This is a genomic window from Fictibacillus sp. BK138, assembly GCF_004216955.1.
GTDB lineage: Bacteria > Bacillota > Bacilli > Bacillales > Fictibacillaceae > Fictibacillus.
The window spans coordinates 870,318-891,361 of sequence record NZ_SGXL01000001.1 but is presented as its reverse complement, the minus strand read 5'-3'; the positions used below and the strand labels follow the sequence as shown (position 1 = coordinate 891,361).

At 40.2% G+C, this 21,044-nt stretch carries 17 protein-coding genes; 5 read left to right on the top strand and 12 right to left on the bottom strand.

All coding sequences use genetic code 11. From position 1 onward, the window contains the following. Positions 1 to 38: 38 nt before the first annotated feature. From EV282_RS04290 to pyrH, 10 genes are all read right to left on the bottom strand, one after another. Positions 39 to 1,823: an acyl-CoA dehydrogenase family protein gene (locus EV282_RS04290; RefSeq protein ID WP_130294076.1), complete on the bottom strand. Its 1,785-nt coding sequence runs from the start codon at positions 1,821 to 1,823 to the stop codon at positions 39 to 41. A 19-nt stretch (positions 1,824 to 1,842) separates the two neighbouring features. Then, the gene (locus EV282_RS04285) at positions 1,843 to 3,024 is read right to left on the bottom strand and encodes an acetyl-CoA C-acetyltransferase (RefSeq protein ID WP_130294074.1); all 1,182 of its coding nucleotides are present in this window, start codon (positions 3,022 to 3,024) and stop codon (positions 1,843 to 1,845) included. Positions 3,025 to 3,039: 15 nt separating this feature from the next. Next, positions 3,040 to 5,436 (bottom strand): 3-hydroxyacyl-CoA dehydrogenase NAD-binding domain-containing protein, encoded by a 2,397-nt coding sequence (locus EV282_RS04280; RefSeq protein WP_130294073.1) that lies wholly within the window; start codon positions 5,434 to 5,436, stop codon positions 3,040 to 3,042. A gap of 475 nt (positions 5,437 to 5,911) precedes the next feature. Continuing rightward, positions 5,912 to 6,829 carry a proline dehydrogenase family protein gene (locus EV282_RS04270; RefSeq protein WP_130294070.1) on the bottom strand — a complete coding sequence of 306 codons (918 nt, stop codon included), beginning with the start codon at positions 6,827 to 6,829 and terminating at the stop codon, positions 5,912 to 5,914. A 169-nt stretch (positions 6,830 to 6,998) separates the two neighbouring features. Next, positions 6,999 to 7,250 (bottom strand): YusU family protein, encoded by a 252-nt coding sequence (locus EV282_RS04265; RefSeq protein ID WP_130294068.1) that lies wholly within the window; start codon positions 7,248 to 7,250, stop codon positions 6,999 to 7,001. A 21-nt stretch (positions 7,251 to 7,271) separates the two neighbouring features. Beyond that, positions 7,272 to 8,357 carry a copper resistance D family protein gene (locus EV282_RS04260; RefSeq protein ID WP_130294067.1) on the bottom strand — a complete coding sequence of 362 codons (1,086 nt, stop codon included), beginning with the start codon at positions 8,355 to 8,357 and terminating at the stop codon, positions 7,272 to 7,274. Between the two features lie 145 nt (positions 8,358 to 8,502). Continuing rightward, entirely contained in the window at positions 8,503 to 9,369 is an 867-nt protein-coding gene (locus EV282_RS04255) for a hypothetical protein (RefSeq protein ID WP_130294065.1), read from the bottom strand. Positions 9,370 to 9,772: 403 nt separating this feature from the next. Then, positions 9,773 to 10,861 carry a Ger(x)C family spore germination protein gene (locus EV282_RS04245; protein ID WP_130294061.1) on the bottom strand — a complete coding sequence of 363 codons (1,089 nt, stop codon included), beginning with the start codon at positions 10,859 to 10,861 and terminating at the stop codon, positions 9,773 to 9,775. Further along, positions 10,858 to 12,381, bottom strand: a complete 1,524-nt coding sequence (locus EV282_RS04240; RefSeq protein WP_130294059.1) for a spore germination protein — start codon at positions 12,379 to 12,381, stop codon at positions 10,858 to 10,860. Before EV282_RS04240 ends, EV282_RS04245 begins: the two co-directional genes overlap by 4 nt. 105 nt (positions 12,382 to 12,486) lie before the next feature. Next, positions 12,487 to 13,221 carry a UMP kinase gene (pyrH, locus tag EV282_RS04235; RefSeq protein WP_130294057.1) on the bottom strand — a complete coding sequence of 245 codons (735 nt, stop codon included), beginning with the start codon at positions 13,219 to 13,221 and terminating at the stop codon, positions 12,487 to 12,489. Positions 13,222 to 13,807: 586 nt separating this feature from the next. On the opposite strand from pyrH, the gene EV282_RS04230 reads away from it, so the two are divergent. Together EV282_RS04230 and EV282_RS04225 are read left to right on the top strand one after the other, a co-directional pair. Then, on the top strand, positions 13,808 to 14,692 hold the full coding sequence (locus EV282_RS04230; RefSeq protein ID WP_130294055.1) for a hypothetical protein: 885 nt from the start codon (positions 13,808 to 13,810) through the stop codon (positions 14,690 to 14,692). Between the two features lie 111 nt (positions 14,693 to 14,803). After that, positions 14,804 to 15,469, top strand: coding sequence for a DUF2642 domain-containing protein (locus EV282_RS04225; RefSeq protein WP_130294053.1), 666 nt, complete (start codon positions 14,804 to 14,806; stop codon positions 15,467 to 15,469). Between the two features lie 33 nt (positions 15,470 to 15,502). Here the strand turns inward: EV282_RS04225 and EV282_RS04220 are convergent, their stop codons facing one another. Both EV282_RS04220 and EV282_RS04215 read right to left on the bottom strand, forming a co-directional pair. Continuing rightward, positions 15,503 to 16,231: a ZIP family metal transporter gene (locus EV282_RS04220; protein ID WP_130294051.1), complete on the bottom strand. Its 729-nt coding sequence runs from the start codon at positions 16,229 to 16,231 to the stop codon at positions 15,503 to 15,505. 111 nt (positions 16,232 to 16,342) lie between these two features. Continuing rightward, positions 16,343 to 18,091, bottom strand: coding sequence for a mechanosensitive ion channel (locus EV282_RS04215; protein ID WP_130294050.1), 1,749 nt, complete (start codon positions 18,089 to 18,091; stop codon positions 16,343 to 16,345). 324 nt (positions 18,092 to 18,415) lie between these two features. On the opposite strand from EV282_RS04215, the gene EV282_RS04210 reads away from it, so the two are divergent. From EV282_RS04210 to EV282_RS04200, 3 genes are read left to right on the top strand one after another with little or no spacing between them, the layout of a single operon-like run. Then, positions 18,416 to 19,441 (top strand): ABC transporter ATP-binding protein, encoded by a 1,026-nt coding sequence (locus EV282_RS04210; RefSeq protein WP_130294048.1) that lies wholly within the window; start codon positions 18,416 to 18,418, stop codon positions 19,439 to 19,441. Next, positions 19,425 to 20,213 (top strand): ABC transporter permease, encoded by a 789-nt coding sequence (locus EV282_RS04205; protein ID WP_130294046.1) that lies wholly within the window; start codon positions 19,425 to 19,427, stop codon positions 20,211 to 20,213. Before EV282_RS04210 ends, EV282_RS04205 begins: the two co-directional genes overlap by 17 nt. A gap of 12 nt (positions 20,214 to 20,225) precedes the next feature. After that, complete coding sequence (locus EV282_RS04200; RefSeq protein WP_242611830.1) at positions 20,226 to 21,017, top strand: ABC transporter permease; 792 nt, start codon at positions 20,226 to 20,228, stop codon at positions 21,015 to 21,017. Positions 21,018 to 21,044: the final 27 nt, after the last annotated feature.

Below are 21,044 nucleotides of genomic sequence, written 5' to 3'. Positions count from 1 at the left end.
GAAAGGTTTTTTTGAAGGTTGGCGTAAATAAAAATTAATTAAACAACGTAGCGTTCTTCTTCAAGAAGCAATACAGCGATTTCGCGCTTCTTCTTGATCACATTCACAGGCGTATGGCGTGTCAGCTTCTTTAATGCAGAGAGCATCATGCGCAGCATATCCCCTTCTTCAACAGCAATGATGGATTCCTTCGCATGTGCTTCAATGCGGTTAAAGGCTTCCTGGCAATACACTTCTGTGTAAAGAAGCTTTTGCTTTGCCTTTTCTGCTCCGGATTTACCGATGGCTTTTTCCGTACGCAATAGTACAGATTCCATGCTGTAGATCTCGCTGATAATATCCGCAAGGTTCGCTAAAACTTCTTGCTCTTGCTCAAGCTTTGGTCCGAATTTTTGTACCGCAAGACCAGCTGTCATCAAGAAAATTTTCTTAGCCATAGAAACTAAGTACTTTTCTTGATCCAGCGGTTCAGTGCCGACTTCAACAGGCATAAGCATCATCAGTTCTTGCTGAAGAGCGGTTGCTTTTTGAATCAATGGCAACTCATTCTTCATCGCTTTTTTAACGAGTGTACCCGGAACGAGCAAGCGGTTGATCTCGTTTGTTCCTTCAAAAATACGGTTAATACGGGAATCACGGTAGGCTCCCTCGATCTCGTATTCTGACATAAAGCCGTATCCGCCATGGATTTGAACGCCTTCATCAACTACATAATCCAGTGTTTCAGAAGCAAATACTTTGTTCAGTGAACATTCGATTGCGTATTCAGCAATCGCTTTTGCAAGTTCACGGCCGTCCTTCTGCTTCTCATCTGAAAGTGCGCCTAACCGGTTTTCGAAAAGCCCTACTGTTCTGTAAACAGAGCTTTCAGAAGCGAAAGTTGAAATCGCCATGTTTGCAAGCTTTTCTTGAATCAAGCTGAAAGAACTGATCTTGCGTTTGAACTGCTGGCGTTCGTTTGCATATTTTACAGAAACTTCGAATGCACGCTTTGCAGCTCCGACACACCCTAGAGCTAGCTTGTATCGGCCGATATTGAGAATGTTAAATGCGATCAAATGGCCTTTTCCAGCTTCCCATAAAAGATTTTCCTTTGGAACAGCTACATCTTCCAAAATCAATGTACGTGTAGATGAACTCTTGATTCCCATCTTCTTTTCTTCAGGTCCAGTAGATACGCCTTCGAACCCTCTTTCAACGATAAAAGCAGAGAATTTTTCGCCGTCGATCTTAGCGTAAACAACGAAAACATCAGCAAATGCAGAGTTCGTGATCCATTGCTTTTCACCATTTAAAATATAATGAGTACCTTCAGCATTAAGTTTTGCTGTTGTTCTAGCTCCTAGCGCATCTGATCCTGACCCAGGCTCGGTTAAGGCATAAGCTGCAATCTTTTCGCCAGTAGCTAACTCTGGCAGATACTTTTTCTTTTGCTCTTCGTTTCCAAAAAGAACAATAGGAAGAGACCCGATCCCTACATGAGCTCCATAACTGATTGAGAAACCGCGTCCACGCGCAAATTTTTCAGTGATCAATGATGAAGAAATCTTATCTAGACCCAAGCCACCGTATTCTTCTGGGACATCTGCTCCTAAAAGACCAAGTTCACCTGCTTTTGTAAGCAATTTGCGGGATACTTCAAAATCATGATCTTCCATTTTTTCTAGCTGCGGCACCACTTCTTTTGCCACAAAATCTTCTGTAGTCTTTGCGATCATCAAGTGTTCTTCTGAAAAATCTTCCGGTGTGTAAATATCTGCTGCAGCGAGGTCTTCGATTAAGAAACTTCCGCCGATAATCTCTTTTTCCGTTGTGTTTGACATCATTTATTCTCCTCCTTTTTTATCCAACAAGTTCAAATACGCCTGCTGCACCCATTCCGCCACCGATACACATTGTCACAATACCGAACTGCTCGTTTCGGCGTTTCATCTCGTGAAGCAATGTAAGCGTAAGTTTCGTTCCGGAGCATCCAAGCGGATGTCCGAGCGCAATTGCTCCGCCATTCACGTTAACTTTGCTTTCGTCTAGATTAAGTTCACGGATAACCTGAACAGCCTGCGAGGCAAAAGCTTCATTTAATTCAAATAATCCGATATCAGATAGCTCCAGACCTGCCATTTTCAATGCTTTTGGAATCGCAGCAACTGGACCGACTCCCATAATGTCCGGTGCTACACCAGCCACCGCAAAGGAACGGAATTTTAACAGAGGTGTCAATCCTTCTGCGACTGCTTTTTCTCTGTTCATTACTAACACAGAGGCTGCCCCATCACTTGTCTGCGAAGAGTTTCCTGCTGTTACAGAACCAGTCGGGGTGAATGCCGGGCGCAGTTTGCCTAATACTTCTAGAGAAGTATCAGGACGAACACCTTCATCGACAGAAACGGCGATTTCTTTTTCAACAAGCTTTGATTGTTCATCCAGCCAGCGTTTCATAACAGAAACCGGAACGATCTCGTCATTAAATTTTCCTTCTTTAATAGCTGCTGCAGCTTTCTGATGGCTTCTTACTGCAAATTCATCCTGATCCTGACGCGAAACGCCGAATCTTCTAGCCACTTCTTCAGCGGTATGACCCATTCCCATATAATATTGAGGAACCGTTTCTACCAAATAGGGATTTGGTTTTACGACGTGCCCAACAACAGGTACAAGACTCATAGATTCTGCTCCGCCTGCAATGATAGCGTCAGCAGCGCCAAGCATAATTTTTTCCGCACCATAAGCAATACTTTGCAGACCAGAAGAACAGAACCGGTTGATCGTAATAGCTGGTACCGTTTCAGGCAGACCAGCACGTGCTCCAATCAAACGAGCCATGTTCATTCCTTGTTCTGCTTCAGGAACCGCACATCCAATGATCAGATCATCGATCGGACCATCGTAATTTCCAGCACGCTGCAGTGTTTCTTTTATCGTCACTGCCGCTAATTCATCTGGTCTCATATGTGCAAAAGATCCCTTTTTCGCTTTACCGACAGCTGTTCGTGCTCCTGCTACTATGACTGCATCTTTTAACATCCGTTTCTTCCCCCCTTAGTTTCTTAACGGCTTTCCTTTTACAAGCATGTGCTGCATTCTTGCCTGGCTCTTCGGTTCTCCTGCAAGACTTAAGAAAGCTTCTCTTTCAAGGTCAAGCAAATATTGTTCATCTACATATGTTCCTTCAGGCACTCTGCCGCCTGCTAAAACAAATGCTAGTTTTTTAGCAATCTTTAAATCATGTTCAGAAATGTACTGGCTGAAATGCATCGTTTGTGCACCGAGTGCGAGCGTTGCGTAGCCAGCTTCACCAACCACTGGAATCTTCTTTTTAACAGGTGCTTTGTAGCCAAGGTCTGAAAGTGCAAGAACCTGACTTTTCGCATCATGTAAAAGGTGGTCGCCATTTACTGATATGTTGTCTTCGTTACGTAAGAATCCTAGTTTTCGAGCTTCTTGTGCTGATGTTGAAACTTTTGCCATCGCGATCGTTTCAAACGCCTGATTCGCTACCTTTTGCAGATCGCCTTTCGCACCTTCCGGAAGCTGTTCTAATAGACGGATATAGAGCTCTTTGTTTCCGCCTCCCCCAGGAATGAGTCCGACCCCAGTTTCTACGAGACCCATGTAAGTTTCAGAAGACATCTGTAATCTTGCGGCTGGCAATGATACTTCCACTCCACCGCCGAGCGTCATTCCGAAGTTGGCAGCCACAACAGGCTTTGAACTGTACCTTACTCTTGCCATCGCTTGCTGGAACTGACGGACCATCATATCGAGTTCAAAGAAGTTATCATCTTGCGCTTCCATGAGAATGAGCATCAGGTTTGCGCCAACACAGAAGTTCTTGCCTTGGTTTCCGATGACAAGCCCTTTGTAGTTTTTCTCTACTTCGTCGATCGCCTGATGAAGCATCATAATGATTTCAGGTCCGATCGCATTATTTGGTGATGTGAACTCAAGACCGGCTACATCATCACCTAAATCGATCAAGGTAGCTCCGCCATTTTTCGTGATCACATTGCCTTTTTCTTTAAGATGGCTTAAGTGAATCACTTTCTTATTTTCTTCTACAGGTAAATAAGTTCCATTGTGGTAGTACGACACTTCACCTTCAGCCTTTGAATAGAATGATGTTTTCTCAGATTGAAGCAGTTCTTCCACCCATTGCGGAATCGTTTCTCCTTCAGATTTCATTCTATCTACCGACTCTTGCAGCCCGATTGCATCCCAAATCTCAAACGGTCCGTGTTCCCAGCCGAATCCCCACTTCATCGCCTGGTCGATCGCTACTAGATCGTCTGCGATTTCATAGCATTTCTCTGCCGAGTAAAGAAGGACAGGTTTGATGATGTCCCAAAGGAGTTTGCCAGCACGGTCTTCACTATATAAAAGCGCTTTCACTTTCTGGTTTGTTGTTTTCATTTGTTTAGCAGCTTCAAGTGTTGCTGTTTTCATCTTTGAACGCGGCTTGTATTCGAGTGTTTTAGGATCAAGTTCTAATATTTCACTGCCTGTTTTGCTTCTTTGCTTTAAATAGAAGCCCTGGCCATTCTTGCTTCCTGTCCATCCTTTGTCAACCATTTCATTTAGGAAATCAGGAATCTCAAAAACTTCTTTTTCTTTCCCGTCTACTTGTTCATACACGTTTCTGGCCACATGAAGGAATGTATCAAGACCCACGACATCGAGCGTTCTGAACGTTGCAGATTTTGGACGGCCGATAAGAGGTCCTGTAACAGAATCCACTTCACCGACAGTATATCCTTGTTTCATCATTTCCTGCATCGTTACCATGAGTCCAAATGTGCCGATGCGGTTCGCGATGAAGTTCGGTGTATCTTTTGCTTCAACTACACCTTTTCCAAGAACGTTCTCACCAAAATTTCTGATGAACTGTACGATCTCAGGTTTCGTTTCTTCTGTAGGAATGATCTCCAAAAGTTTTAAGTATCTCGGAGGATTGAAAAAATGAGTTCCTAAAAAATGAGATTTAAAATCTTCTGATCTGCCTTCAGCCATCGCACGGATGGAAATACCAGATGTATTAGATGTAACGATGCTTCCAGGCTTACGGTATTGGTCAACCTTTTCGAAAAGCTTTTGCTTTACATCGAGACGTTCTACAACAACTTCAATGATCCAATCTGCATCTTTCAGCTTCTCTAGATCGTCCGTTAAGTTTCCAATCGTAATTAAATCGAGGTTTTCTTTCACCGCCAGCGGGGCTGGTTTTTGTTTAAGTAATTTTTGTGTTGCTGTTAAGGTAAATTTGTTTCGGAATGCCGGGTGATCTTCTGTGATCCCCTTTGCTTTTTCTTCTTCACTTAAAGAAGGCGGGACAATATCCAATAACAAGGTTGGGATTCCGACGTTCGCTAGATGAGCAGCAATGCCCGATCCCATTACACCAGAACCCAGAACTGCGGCTTTTCGGATTTGACGAGACAAAATAGACTTCCCCCTTTATTGAATGAATGCTCATTCATTTTTTATCCATAAAAAAATTAATTAGCCTATACTCAATATAAAATATATTCAGAATTTTAGCAATAGTTCTGAACTATTTCTTTAAATTGTTTCTAAATTGATTGGGGTCTGTCCCGGGACAGACCCCAGTCAATTCAGCTTATGTTCTTATTAAGAGAAGATCTTTTATAAAGAATTATTGCTTTTGGCATTTGCGCTTCTCATCATTTGCAAGTTGATTGGAGCGGAAGATGCGAGACTCCTACGGGACGAGCGGTCAGGTGGAGACTCCTAATGGCGCAAAGCGGCAGGAGGCTCACCGCACGCCCCGTGGAAAGCGAGCAGCCTGGAGCGGAAATCAACTACTTTCAATGGCAACAATGTACGAGAAAAAAGCTTTTACTAAAAAAAGAACTCCCCTTGTCGAGAGTTCTTTTTCAATCTATTCATACTAAAATTACTTTCCGAAAACACCTTTTAGCACAAACATAACGTTTGCTGGTCTTTCTGCAAGTCTTCTCATGAAGTAGCCATACCAGTCGTTTCCGTAAGGTACGTAAATACGCATCTTGTAGCCTTCTTGCATAAGCTGGTCCTGACGTTCTACACGAATGCCGTAAAGCATCTGGAATTCGAACTGATCATAAGGAATGTTGTGCTTATCAACAAGTTCTTTTGTATACTGAATGATCTCATCATCATGAGTGGCAACTGCTGTATAATTTCCGTTTAATAGATGAGTTTCAATCAATTTTTTAAAATTGTTATCCACGTCACTTTTTTCAGGATAAGCCACTTTAGGAGATTCTTTATAAGCACCCTTAACAAGACGCAGGTTAGGCTGATATTCATTAAGGTTTTGTACATCCTCTAAAGAACGGTACAGATATGCCTGAATTACAGTCGAGATATTATCGTATTCTTTTTTCAGCTGTTTAAAGATCTTCAACGTTTTTTCACAGCGAGAATAATCTTCCATATCAATCGTGATAAAGACATTATGCTTTACAGCTGCATCCATGATTTTTTTCATATTGCTGAGAACCAATTCATCGCTGATGTCTAATCCCATGGATGTCATCTTTAATGAAAGCTGTGAATCAAGCTTTTCTTTAGCGATTGCTTTGATCGCTTGAATACAGTGCTCTGTCATTTCAGCGGCTTCACGTTCGCTATCTACGAATTCACCTAAATGATCGATTGTCACAGGCATACCTCTTTCATTTAATTTCTTAATTGCTGAAATTGAACTTTCAAGTGTTGCTCCTGCCACAAAACGTGCTGCGCCAAAACGCAGACCATACTTTTTAGCTAAGCTCGTCATAGACTTGTTTTTTGCTAAAAATAAGAAAAAATTACGCATTGCTTGTTCCAATCTAATTGCCCCCTATTACACTTTCTAATTTATATAAATTTGGTTAATTTCTTAATCAATGTAACCGCTTTAAATATATCATTCTTTTTGCAAAGTTTGTCGATTTTGCAAAATTTAAATTTTTTAATAGGCAAAAAGAAAAGCAGCCTCAATGACTGCTGTTTTCCTCTTATTTATTTTTCGTTCCACGATGTTCTTCATTTAATTTTTTAATTTCGCTGACCAGGTCCTTCATCGCTTCCTTTGCATCAGGATAACTCTCGTTCCAGTGCTTGGCTAGCGGCGGCATACTCTTAGCAATACTAGAATACAAAACATAAGCTTTTACCATTTCAACATGCTCAGGTTCTGATTTTCCGATCAAGAGTTCAGTATATTTTTCAATCAGTCCGTCCAGCTGAGATTGCAATTTTTTATCCAAGACTAACTCCTCACTTTCTCTTTATAGGGATAGTGATGACATCACTGCTAAATAGAGTGAACATGCAGCTAAAATAGAACAACCGAACACGGGCAGAAATCCTATTTTTCTCTTAATACCGATGAAAACAACTGTTAAAAGAATTAAACAAGCAAGCAGCCAGCCAAAGCTCATCAGTGTTATTTCGACTCTCAACATTGGATTGTCCCCGGGATTCAACCCTGTTATGAACGAAAATAGTGGGGAAGGTTTCTCCATTTTCAGTGTTTCTGCTACATCATGCGGTGGAGTCTGCTGACTCATCACAGCTGTAGCTGCAAATACGAAGAACAGCAGGATGCCTTCCGCTCTGATCCATTTCTTTAGGGACAAAGAGCTGTCCCCTTCTTTAAGCTTCTTTTTAAGCCACACACCGTTAATCAGACTATAAAAGATGACAACAAAAAGGAAAACATGCTTTATCAATAACGCTTGTCCGTAATTAAGCAAATAGCCGTTGAAATATTCAGGTACGATGTAAGACATCAGCCATATTCCAGCCCCAATTACGATAAAAAGACAAACAAGAGCAAAAGGTGTAAACCATTTGTAAAATGATAATCCTGGTCCCTTATCTTTGCTAAAAAAGCCAACAGCAAGTAAGGTACCCGACCAAGCAGTAACAGCTAAGAAGTGGAGAGAATGCGCAAAAATTCCTAATGAATCTAAGCTCGCAGCATGGCTGGCATAACCGACCGATAGTGCCATTCCTGTTAACAATACTAAAGAAAGTCCTGCAAAGAACCGCTCTTCCCCCACATCGTTAAACATGACCATAAAGAATAATAACACCGATATGCCGGTTAAAAAAAGCCAGCCTTTTCCTATTTCAAAACTAAAAACGATATTTTGAAATGTAAGCCAATAGCCGATCCCCTCTCCTAAGTGAAGAGTTAGCCTCATCAGTTCTCCGATGCCGAAAACAGGTACTAAGGCAATAAGAAGAAGCAGCCATGATTTTTGTACAAAAATGTCAGGCCTTTTTGTTTTTGGAACAGAATAAAGAATAAATGTACCGATCAGAATAGAAAAACACAAATAAAGCATGGCCTTAGCAACTATAAACATACAAATAAACTCCTCCACTACAAATCTATATCTATTGTAGCAGGGATTGGAAAAAGACGAAAAAATAAGATTGACAATATAACGAATTCAAATAAAAAAGCTGATTCACTCAAGCAAAACAGCATTTAAGTGAACCAGCTTTTCCTTATCGATTTCCTCTTTGAACGACTTTCGATAGAAACTTTACACCGTCTTCATAACTAAACTTCTTTGCAGCACGTCTAAATTCTTTTAATCCTTTACGTGTTACATTAAAGTATGGATCGATCAACCCCTCTTCCTTAAGGTGGTTCGCTGTTTCTAACGTAATCGAATGCTGTATCTCTCTCATTTTGTGATTGAATTGTTCCAGGCTTGCATTCAAAACAAACTCTTTTCCTAAAAGCTGTACTACATCTTTAGCAGTAGCCGTTTGAACCGACTGTTCGTCTTGAAGATCTTCAAGATGCTGCTCATCAATATCGAATTCTTCTTCAATCATTTCTTCTGGTTCCAGCAACGAAGTAATTCGCACGATCTCTTGTTTAGCCAGCATGATTTCTTTTTCTTTCTGCAGGAGATATTCAATATAATCACGCTTATCATCTTCATGAAGATCTTCATCGACTAATCTGTTCGTAATTTCTTTTTGGACTTGCTTCATTCGTTTCACTTGTTCTTCTAATGTTAAAAGTTGGTGCTCCATCTCTTCTTTGTCTGATTCATTTAATGTAACTTCTGGTTCAACCATCTCTTCCGCTTCTTCTGTCACGTTCTGTTTATTTTTACGAGTAACAGGCAGTAATGATTTTCCGGCTTCTGAAAAAGCCTGGAGCGCTTCATTTATTTTCACATAAAACATACTGCAGATCCCGATGGCAAAGATGGCTAGTATAAAAGCCAGCATATCAGAAAAATGAAACGTAAATTTAGTTACAGCAATTTTGAACATTAAGACCATTGAAAAAAGACTGATTAAAATAATTTTAAACCAATGATTGCGAAGTTTAATTTTCTCATCTGTAGTTCTCAAAGTAATTGCCCCCTTTAAACTCTCGCTATTCTATATCTCTATATAGGAATAACTTTATAACTATTCGTAAGAGATCTGTTTTTTTGTCCGCGTTTTAATAAGGTTGTTTTTCCAAAAGAATGTTGCTGTTTTCTCTTTCATCATTTGCAAGTTGATTGAAGTGGAAGGTTGCCGACTCCTCGAAAATGAAAAATCACATTTTCTTCGTGCGATGTGTCGCTGCCGCAGCCTTCCTTGTCCTACGGGACGAGCGGTCAGATGGAGACTCCTAATGACCCAAAGCGTCAGGAGGCTCACCGCACGCCCCGTGGAAAGCGAGCAGCCTGGAGCGAAAATCAACTACTTTCAAGAGCTACCATTTATGCGAAAACAGCTGTCACAATCAACAGCTGTCTAGTTATCATTATTCAATTACGCCTGATTCAACGATTTCGACTTCTGTTGATACCGTAATCTTCATGTCAGGGTATTGTTCCTGAAATCTTTTGAAATTCCAATTCCTTTCGCGTCTTCTCACCTGATCTCCAAATCCAAGCGGGTCAACATTTAACTTCTGAAACTTAGTGATTATTCTTTTTGCGTCTTTATTGATTTGTTTTTTAAATGTGTTTTCAATAAGATCGATGTTCGTTTTCTCTTCTAAGTTTAACCAAGGAGGATATTCGTGTATCTCACCTAAGATTTTTAGCTTAACATCAAATTCAGGAACACCATTTACTTTTCTTACCTTATAGGAGGTCGTTCCCTTAATATTCCGAACAACGGCATGACCCTTTTGTTTTCCTTTCTTTAGCTCAACTTCATAATTTCCAGTCTTTGATCCATCGACCAAGACTTTAAATACAAATGACTCAATATGGCTAATTTTCCCTGCATATTTGTCATCCTTAAAGAGGGCTATGCCTTCAAGTTTCATCGCATTTTTTTCTGTTTTAACAATAGGTAAAAACGGATCAATTCCTTCTCCATAATAACTGTAAAGAAAAACATGCAGATTTGTTTTGGGAAGATTTTCACTTTCAATATTTTGTTCGATCAAATCCATAAGATAGGTGGAAGGCAGAGGTGCAGCGGTATATTTCGTTGTTAATAGTTCGTGTGTGCTGCCATCTACAACAGACAAATATAAACGATTCCCCACGTTAGGATCTCGGTAAAGGGAATTAACGATGTCCAAAATTCCTTTTTGAGCAAAATTATAGTTAAAAAGAACAATTCTCAATTGTCCGGTAGTCAGCGTTTTCGGCGATTTTGTGTTCAGTTTTGAACGAAGAAACCGGCTCGTATGCGATACAGCTGAAAGTGTTTCAACTCGAACATTGCCATCAGCCTCAAAGATCGGATAAGTTATTGTTCCCTTAATATTACGATTTGGAAGCTCGTCAAATCCAATCGCATGAATCAGCTGGACTTCATCAATGATCTGCTTTGGTACACAGCCTGCTAATAAAATAAGAATAGAAGCTAGGAAAATACTCTTCTTTTTCATCATTCATCGATGTCCTTCTTTTTTCTCATTTCTTTTACCTTGTCTTTGTTCGGAAGCCTCGTACTTAAACTTATCGGACGTTTTAACAGTCTATTATAAGGAAGCCTGATCACAGTGTCTGTCATGTCCAATAATCGCGGAGGATAGATCGGTGCCATATACGGTCTGCCCAGCGATTCCAGCCTTAACAAGTGAACCAGGATAAAGCACATGGTAATAACAATTCCAACTCCACCCCACATGGCTGCAAGAAAGATAAATGGAAACCGCAGTATACGGATGGTATTTGCCATTTTATAGATCGGTGTAGTGAACGAAGCAAGAGCTGATAACGAAACGACGATCAATAAGATATTGCTTGTCAATCCAGCCTCAACGGATGCCTGACCGATTACGATACCTCCGACAATACCAAGAGTCTGTCCAACCTTTGTCGGTAAACGTGCACCCGCTTCTCTCAGTAGTTCGATGGTTAACTCTAGAAATAAAACTTCTAAAATGGGAGGAAACGGAATATTAACACGTGATGATATTAAAGGAGCAAGCAGATCTTTAGGAATCATCTGATAATGATACGTTAATACAGCAACGTAAATTGGCGTCGCGAAGGTAGAAAAGATAACAGAAATAAACCGGATGAACCGGAAAAGGGAACCTAGCACCCACGATAAATAATAATCTTCTGGTGACACAAAATACTCTGTTATTCCAGTCGGCCCCAGCAATGCTTGAGGTGAACCTTCTGAAAGGACGGCTACCTGTCCATAATTGAGCATCGCAACCACTCGGTCAGGTCGTTCTGTCGTAACGAGCTGGGGAAAAACTGATTTTGTGTTATCTGAGATCATCTGCTCCAAATACGAGCTGTCTGGAATTACTTCAGATTCAATATCTTTTATCCTTTGAGTGACGGTATTGATATTTTCTTTATCTGCTACCCCTTCTAAATAAGCAATGATGACCCGGGTTTTCGAAAACTTACCTAATACGATTTCTTTAAAGCGAAGCTCTGGCACTGGTAGTCTTCTTCTAATTAAATAAAGATTGCTATCCAGATTTTCTATAAAAGCTTCTTTAGGTCCGATAACGGAGAACTCAATCTCTGAAACAGACACTGGACGGTTAGTAGCAAAATTTTCGGCGCGTATAACAGCACATTCTTCATCATATTCACCGAACTGTACGACGATAAACCCCCGCAGTAGCTTGTTCTGAATTTCTTTTATATCATCTGTGATCGTTACACTTTCAATCGGTAGAATATCTTTTAAGTCTTTTAGAGCCTTGAAATCCTTGCTATGAATAAGGTAAGGAAGAAAATCACGATGCAGCAGTTCACCGTCAATCATAGCTTTATAATAAGAGATGTATACATTGTGATGAACGGTTTTCTGAGGATAATGAATGAAATCTGCCGAGTCTTTCGCATTATCAATAAGTTCTACTATGTTTGCATATGTATTGTTCGACAAATCAATCGTATGACTCTGCTCTTTCGGCTTCTTTTTCAGCCATTTCATCATGATGTCTGTCACCTCTTTTCTCTTTCTTAATATGAGAAAAGGAGAGAGTTAATATACAAGAAGGCATTCCAGCAACGTGTGTTGGAATGCCTTTTTATCACTTTTTTAAACAAGTGCTGTTTCAATATTATTGCTGATAAATGTTCCTATATCTTCACCGCTGCAAATTTTTAAGAACGATCCTTCTTGATTAAAGTCGAAAAGGTGGATCGGCAAACCGTGGTCTCTTGCTAAAATGAGCGCTGATTGATCCATAACTTTTAAATTATTCCTGATCGCTTCATCATAGTGAAGCGTTGCATACTTCCTCGCTTCTTTAAACCGGTTTGGGTCGCTGTCATATACTCCATCAACCCCTTGTTTTGCGCAAAGAATGGCATCGCAGTTCATTTCTAGAGCTCTTTGAACAGCAGGATAATCGGTGGTGACATAGGGCTGGCCATTGCCGCCTGCAAAGATGAGGACATAACCTTTATCTAAATGATGAACAGCTCTCAATCTGATATAAGGCTCTGCAACTGCACTAATTGGAACAGAGCTCATCACTCTTACTTCCCGGTTCACTTTGCTTTTTAGGACACCTCTTAACATTAAACTGTTAATCACTGTTCCCAAAGTACCAATCTGATCTGCCTCTACTCTTTCAATCCCCCAATATTCGGCTAAATTCCCTCTAAAAATATTGCCTCCTCCAACGACGATAGCCACTTCTATCCCTTTTTCAATGACCGATAAAACCTCTTTTGCTATGTGATTTAAAGAAAGATGATCAAACCCTGTTCCCTGATTCCCAGCAAGGGCTCCGCCGCTTAGTTTAATTAAAACCCGTCTATAACGCATCTTCTTCTCCTCCTCTATATAAAAAAAGAACAAATGACAATAAATAAGTCATCTGTTCTTTCACGGTAAAAGTCGGCGGTTCATTGAATTTTGCTGTACTATTTTTTGTACAAGTATCATCATATTCCGCCTCCTCTTTATTCTTCTTCCATTATATACTTACCAGCTTGTGTAAGTGAAATTTAATTACCATTCCAATTACCTAATAATTTATGGCTGTTTTCGTATACAATGTCGCTCTTGAAAGAAGTTAATTTCCGCTTCAGGCCGCTCGCTTTCTTGTGTGGCGTGCGGTGAGCCTCCTGCCGCATTGCGCCATCAAGAGCCTCCACCTGACCGCTCGTCCCATAGGACAAGCAAGGCGACAGCAGCGTCACATCGCACGAAGAAAATTGGAAGTTCAATTTTCGAGGAAGCACCCACCTTCATTCAACTTGCATAGGAAAAGAAAGGAAAACATTCAAAATCAAATAAACGTTTGACCATTTTTTCGAAATATAGACAGGTTACCTATGCCTTTTCAATAGGATGATACATATAATGCATGGACAAGAGTAGTCAAAATCATTATCAGGAGGAAATATTTTTGAGTAAGAATAAACCTGTACTCTCTTCAAGAGAGCTATGCAAATTATTGGGCCAAACGATCAAAGTTAACACTGGCGGTCCAGAATCAAGAGTTGGAAGATTAGTCTGTGTAGGTCACGACTTTCTAGCTATCGAATCATTCGATAAAGATGGAAAAGGGAAAGGTAAGGGTAAGGGTAAGGGCAAAGGCAAAGGCAAAGACGGTAAACACGGTAAAGAGTTAATCTTCTATCAGCTTTTCCATGTAAAAGCAATCGTTCTAGAAGCGGATGAGATCTGCTGCAAATGGACTAACAAGAAAAAATGCACAAACGATACGTTCCATAATGTGTTAAAACATTACATCAACCATAAAGTGAAAATTAATCGTGGAGGTCCAGAAAGCGTAGAGGGAGTACTTTGTGCAGTAGGCCACAACACAATAGAAGTCATTAGAGGCGACGAAGTTATCATCATCGCAATCTTCCATATTAAGAGCTTTAGCCAAATCGGCGGATGTCGTGAAGAAAGCAGCCATAAGAAAGAGTCCTCTAGCAAAAAAGAATCTTCAAACAAAAAAGAGTCTTCTAACAAAAAGGAATCTTCTTCTTCGTCTTCATGGTGTGAATCATCTTCTCATAAGAAGGAGTCTTCTCACAAGAAAGAATCCTCTCATAAGAAAGAGTCTTCCCATAAGAAAGAGTCTTCCCATAAGAAAGAGTCTTCCCATAAGAAAGAATCTTCTCACAAAAAGGAGTCTTCTCACAAGAAAGAGTCTTCTCATAAAAAGTGTGAATCTTCTTCTTCATCCAGTCACCATTGGAAGAAAAAAAAGAAATCAAAAAAACGCTCTAAACAGCAAAGATTAGCAGGTCTTGATCAGCAAGGCTGGTTCAGACTGTAATAAATAATAGTCCTGTTTTTGTATAAAAACAGGACATTTATTTGCTTACTTTAAAGGTTGTCTATTGAGCTGCATTTTTACTAGAAATTCTTGAATGACAGGAGGATCGATTTGAGTATTTACAACAGATTTATTGGTGAGACGGTTGAGCTTTTGATCAGCGGCAAGAAGAGTATAACAGGAATCGTTATCGATATTGGTTCAGATATCATAGTGGTTTATGATGGAGAACAATTTATATATATACCTAAAATGCACATTCATCTGATCAGTAACCATACAGATAATGAAACAGAGATCGAAACACCAAAAAGTATGCCTATTAACTTTGAAGAGGAAACCATTTCTTTCAGAAAGATTTTGATGAACGCAAAAGGGCTGTTTTCCGAAGTGTTTATTACGAGTAATCAATCCATTCATGGATATATCACAAACATTATGAATGATTACTTCATCTTTTATTCACCGGTCTATAAGATGATGCTTATACCCATGCAGCATCTAAAGTGGCTGATTCCTTATAAAGAAAGTGAGAGGCCATATACTCTGTCAAACGAAGAGCTGCCTTTAGTTCCTTTCAACATGACATTGGCCAGAACATTTACCGAACAATGTAAAAAATACGAAGGAAAGCTTGTTATTTTTGATTTAGGAAAAGATCCAAACAAAATTGGCAAATTAGTTAAGATGGATAATGGCCAACTGCAGCTAACTATCGAACGAAATAAGAACGTTTTTCTTAACATCCAGCACATTAAAACGCTTCACCTTCCATAATGTAAAAAAAACTTCGTATCGACGAAGTTTTTTTCATGAAAAATGAGTCAAGACTAATGAGCTTAACAGGCCTAATGAGGTGATCAATCCAACAGCTGCTCCTGCATCTTCATGTGCTTCCGGCAGCATTGTTGAGGCTACCATCGCCATGATTGCCCCTCCTGCAAATGCACCTATTAATGAAAGAGTCGCTACAGACGCTCCTTCTAGTAACACGAAGCCCAGTAGAGCTGCAACAGCAGAAATAATGAAAACCGATATCCACATTCCTATAATTTTCTTTTTAGAAAAACCCTCTTTTAACAAACCTATTGAGCTGGACAATCCTTCAGGAAAATTACTTAAAAAAATGGCTATGACGAGCAGCCAGCTTACTTTGCTTTGTTCGATCAGACTGGCACCGATCAAAACAGATTCAGGAATAGCGTCTAACAGAGTGCCAAAGAAAATGGCCATACCTACTCCTTTTACCTTTTTGGTACCTGACATTTTTCTTTCGTGTCCACCTTTTTTTGCAAGAATACTATTTATAATAGTAAAAATGGAAGCACCAAGAATAAAACCTATCGCAGTTACCTTTAAGTTGCTTTGTTCAACAGCTTCAACCAGCAGTTCGAATGAAACAGCACCGATTAAAATACCTGTTCCAAACGCCATAATCCAAGCTGTCCATTTTTTAGGAATAGGAAAGGCAAGTCCTGTAAAGCTTCCCAGCAATACAGCAGACCCTGCTATTCCTCCCCATAAGGCGGCTTGCAGCATGCTTCATCCCCTCTCTTTTTTATCACCTTTTCCTAATCGCATTTTTTCTATACAAAGTTACAAAAGAATAGCGGATGCGCTTAGGCACATCCGCTATTCTGAGTTAATCACTTAAAAGTCGTTTCGTTTAGGATCGTTGTTTTTATTAATACCAAATTCATCACTTGGTGTATTTAAATGATTAAATTGACGATCACGGGCAATCGTATGAGGTTTTTCTAAATCAACGTTTCCAGACTCGTTGTCAGTCTTAGAGCTGTCCGTGCGGAAATCTTTTAAGCTCGTTTTATCTTTCCACTCGGCCGGGTCCGGACTCTGAATCGTAGTCTGTTCCATTCTTCTGCTTAATTTATTAAGCGTGCGTCCTGCTGCTTCACGTCCGCCTAATCCGAAAGCAAGTCCAAACGCAATGGTGAATCCGCCCAAGATCAGGATAAATGCTGCGTTTACGATAGTCTTTGCAACGCCAAGCTGGTCGAGAGCCATGAAGAACGCAAGTGTAATAATCGTATATTTTGCAATATTACCAAGCAGCTTGCCCTCTGTTTGCTGTTTTACCATGCTCATAACAACACGTTTCACAAGGTCCCCTGCATAGAATCCGATACCAAGGACTAGAACGGCAGTTAACACCATTGGGATATAAGCAAGAACAACTGATAGGATACTTACTAAGCTTTCAAGGTTTACAAGTTGAAGTGCTTCAATAGTAAATAACAATACAACTACAATCTGTGCAGCATAACCAATAATCTGTGAAATGGTAAGCGTTTGATCACTCTTATGAAGAGAACCGAGGCCCATCTTATGGAAGATGCCATTAAAACCTACTCGTTCCAATAATGAAGTTACGGCATTCTTTACCCATTTACCAATCCATAGTCCTGCTGCGACAAGAATGATCGCTACAATGATATTTGGAATCATATCCATGATCTGGCCAAGCATTCCGATAGCAGGTCCAGAAATTCCGTTAATATCAAGCGTCTCAAGTGCCGAAATCACGACAGGAATCAGAATAAATACATAAACAATCGTACCGATGATCTGTGATAATGATGTTTTATCTAAAGCACGTTCAGCACCTAATTTTGATGCTAAGCGATCTGTACCGATGCTTTGTAAAAAGTTTACTAAGATCTCTTTTACAACCTTTGCTACAATCCAGCCGACGAACAGGATAATCGCCGCTCCAAGAAGTTTTGGCAAGAATGCAAAGAATCCAGAGAGCATTCCTTCTAGAGGTTCAGAAATGGCATCAATACCTAGTGCAGCTAATACTGCAGGCAGGAATAATAGAAGCGTCAGATAGAAGACTGCTTTTGATGCTGAGATTACTGCTTTATCAGATTGCTTTGGATCACGAGTCAGTTTCCAGCGGTGGAGAAGTCTTTCAAATCCTGTATTCTGACCTAGTTTTTTTACTAAGATTGATAATCCGGAAGCAATCAGCCAAGCAACCGCTGCAATTAATGCTGCTTTTAATAGATTTGGAATTGCAGCTGCAATAACACCAAGAGCATTTGAGATTGGTTCAGCTACATATGGAAGACTAAGCATGTTTAAGAACATTACAATTGCCACAGCCATAAGAATCCAGAAAACCACTTTACTTATGATTTCTTCAGAGGAGTATTTGCCGGACCTTGTTTTTTCAGTATGCTTACCATCTGTGTCAGGTTTCATCCATCTTGCTACTTTATTATCAAAATCTGTTCGGCGCAGTGCTTTTTTCACTGCCTTTGAGACTAATGAGGCAATCAGCCAGCCAATTAATAAAACAAGTATAGCTAGAAGCAAATCTGGCAATCTACCCAAATAGGCCATCCAAGAATCAGTTACTCCGTTGTAATCGTACATTTTCTTCCTCCTTTTATGCGTGATATAAATATCTCTTCATAAGCTGTACTTTCCCAAAGCGATTATCCGTTAAACTACATACTTAAAAAACGGCTCCAAGGATATATTTTACAATTTTACTAGGTTCATATATAATACGGTTATTGCTAGTGCAAACGTTTCCAAAAGGAGAGGGATTAAATGTGGACTTCATACATAGACTCAAAGTAATTTCATATCCCTTTATGACCTGACGCCTCATCGTGAGCAAAAATTTGATATGCACACATGCCCGCAGGAATTAGTCTGTGGTTTTTTTGTGCCCATTTTTAAGGAGTGACATATATGATCGAAGTTCATAATCTTGCAAAACATTATAAAATAGCTAAACGTGACCCAGGCCTCCGCGGTGCTGTTAAATCATTGTTTTATAGAAAATATGAAACGAAAGAAGCGGTTAAAGGAATCAATCTGCATATTGAAGCAAGTGAAATGGTCGGCTATATCGGCGCAAACGGAGCAGGGAAATCGACAACAATCAAAATGCTGACCGGCATCCTCACCCCTACCTCAGGTGAAGTAAAAGTAAACGGTATCGTACCCTATGAAAATCGTAAACAAAATGCTTCTCATATCGGTGCTGTGTTCGGCCAGCGTACTCAATTGTTCTGGGATATACCTGTTAGGGAAAGCTATGAGCTGTTAAAACATATTTACGAGATTCCTCAAAAGCAATATGAAGAAACACTTGCTGAATTCGTTGAAGTGCTTCATCTTGAACCATTGCTTGGCATCCCGGTGAGGCAGCTCTCTTTAGGACAAAAGATGAGATGTGAGCTTGCAGCTGCCTTTTTGCATCGTCCAAAAGTGGTTTATCTCGATGAACCCACAATCGGACTGGATGTTGCGGTAAAAGTAAGAATCCGCAGCTTTATTAAACAGATGAACGCCAGATATGGTACGACAGTACTTCTAACGACCCATGACATGCAGGACATAGAAGAGATCTGTCAGCGAATTATCATCATTGATGATGGAAGCGTTATTTATGACGGATCTATACAAAATATTAAATCGCAATTTGGCGATAAGCGTGTTATTCACTTTGAACTAGAGAACTCGGATAATTTTATTTTGCCTCAAGAACTGGCTCATGCGGCACAAGTTCTGCCTCGTGAAGAAGAAGATCTGCACAAAATTTCAATTACTTTCAGCAGCAGGGACATTTCTGGAGCGGAATTGATCAGTATCATGATGAATCATTATACGGTTGCCGATCTTACGATTGCCGATCCAAAAATTGAAACAATTGTTGAAGAAATATATGGCAGAGGGATGAAAAAGGAGGTACAGCATGAGGAAGTACATTGAGTTTGCCCGTGTTCAGATGCAAGTTCATGCGGCCTATTCTGCATGGTTTTGGGCAAATACGTTTTCCGTTCTGTTAAGAATGCTTGTTATCTATTTCTTCTGGAAGGCGGTGTACAGCAACCGTTCTGAAATTGAAGGCATGTCTTTTGATGGAATGACCACCTACATCATTATTGCGATGTTTCTGCAAATGTTCGTTTCTGGTGTCGGCCGGGAACTGGCTCATACGATTAAGGATGGAAATGTAGCCATTGAACTTATGCGCCCTTACCACTTGATCACCCGTCTGATCGCTATGGATATAGGGGATAAAGTAATCTACTTTATCCGTGGTGCCTTGCCTTTAGGAATACTCGCTTTTGTATTCATGGATGTAACGTTGCCATCAACTTGGCAATCTGGGGTCTTATTTTTACTAAGTGCCTTAATGGGAATCTGGATCGGAACATTCTTTGACCTATTAATCGCTATTCTAGCTTTTTGGACGATAAATCTATGGGGACTGGAAGTAATGAAAGAAGCCGTTGTTTCTTTTTTCTCTGGTGCACTCGTTCCTCTTATTTTGTTTCCTGAATGGTTTCAGACAATAAGCCTATTCTTGCCGTTTCAAGCCATGGTGTATGTACCCGTAGCGATCTACACGGGAATTTTGACTGGCACAGAAGCTTGGCTTGCAGTGGGATCCCAGTTAATATGGGCTGTTTTGTTATTTGGTTTACTAAGAGTTCTATGGTCGGTGGCGATGAAGAAAGTAACGATCTTTGGAGGATAGGAGGAGACAATCTTGATACGTTACATAAAATTATATTACTTGTTTTGCAAACAGAATCTGAAGGTAATGATGGAATACCGCATGGATTTTCTGCTCGGCGTATTGTCTGTAATGCTTCAGCAATTTGCCGGTATATTCTTTGTAAAAATCGTTTTTGACCATATTCACGAACTGAACGGCTGGACGTTTTATGAAATATTATTCATTTACGGCATTGCAGCTACAGGCAGATCGATTCACCATATTTTCTTTGATAACCTGTGGACACTCGGCTGGCAATACATTCGGCCAGGTAAATTTGACCGACTTTTGATTCGGCCGATCAATCCGCTTTTTCATTTTATCGCTGATCGCCTTCAGCAAGACGGATTCGGCCAGTTGTTTATCGGAATTATCGTTCTCGGAACGGCAATGCCGCACTTAGATATTTCATGGGGCTTCATGGAATATGTCATTCTTATCATCATGATCATTGCATCTGGTTTTATTTTCGTAGCGGTGAATCTCTTTTTTGCAACGCTATCTTTCTGGATGGTTGACAGCCTTCCGATCGTTTGGACCATCTTTAACTTAAGCGATTTTGCACGCTATCCATTGACGATCTACCATAAAGGCATCCGTCACTTATTAACTTGGATCATTCCTTATGGATTTACAGCTTTTTATCCCGCGGCATATTTTATAAAAGGCTCTGGTTTTGAAAATCTTGCATTGCTGACACCAGTTGCTGCAATCGTATCGTGCGCTTTAGCATACTTGTTTTGGAATCGAGGGCTTAAAGCCTTTACGAGTACAGGAAGTTAAATAAAAAGCCGGCATTTTCGTTTGTTA

What these genes read in the sequence shown, in the direction of transcription:
- EV282_RS04215 (WP_130294050.1), bottom strand. Translation starts at nt 18,091, where the DNA reads ATGTACGATTACAACGGAGTAACTGATTCTTGGATGGCCTATTTGGGT.
- EV282_RS04205 (WP_130294046.1), top strand. Translation starts at nt 19,425, where the DNA reads ATGAGGAAGTACATTGAGTTTGCCCGTGTTCAGATGCAAGTTCATGCG.
- EV282_RS04285 (WP_130294074.1), bottom strand. Translation starts at nt 3,024, where the DNA reads ATGTTAAAAGATGCAGTCATAGTAGCAGGAGCACGAACAGCTGTCGGT.
- EV282_RS04245 (WP_130294061.1), bottom strand. Translation starts at nt 10,861, where the DNA reads ATGATGAAAAAGAAGAGTATTTTCCTAGCTTCTATTCTTATTTTATTA.
- EV282_RS04210 (WP_130294048.1), top strand. Translation starts at nt 18,416, where the DNA reads ATGATCGAAGTTCATAATCTTGCAAAACATTATAAAATAGCTAAACGT.
- EV282_RS04260 (WP_130294067.1), bottom strand. Translation starts at nt 8,357, where the DNA reads ATGTTTATAGTTGCTAAGGCCATGCTTTATTTGTGTTTTTCTATTCTG.
- EV282_RS04220 (WP_130294051.1), bottom strand. Translation starts at nt 16,231, where the DNA reads ATGCTGCAAGCCGCCTTATGGGGAGGAATAGCAGGGTCTGCTGTATTG.
- pyrH (WP_130294057.1), bottom strand. Translation starts at nt 13,221, where the DNA reads ATGCGTTATAGACGGGTTTTAATTAAACTAAGCGGCGGAGCCCTTGCT.
- EV282_RS04290 (WP_130294076.1), bottom strand. Translation starts at nt 1,823, where the DNA reads ATGTCAAACACAACGGAAAAAGAGATTATCGGCGGAAGTTTCTTAATC.
- EV282_RS04240 (WP_130294059.1), bottom strand. Translation starts at nt 12,381, where the DNA reads ATGATGAAATGGCTGAAAAAGAAGCCGAAAGAGCAGAGTCATACGATT.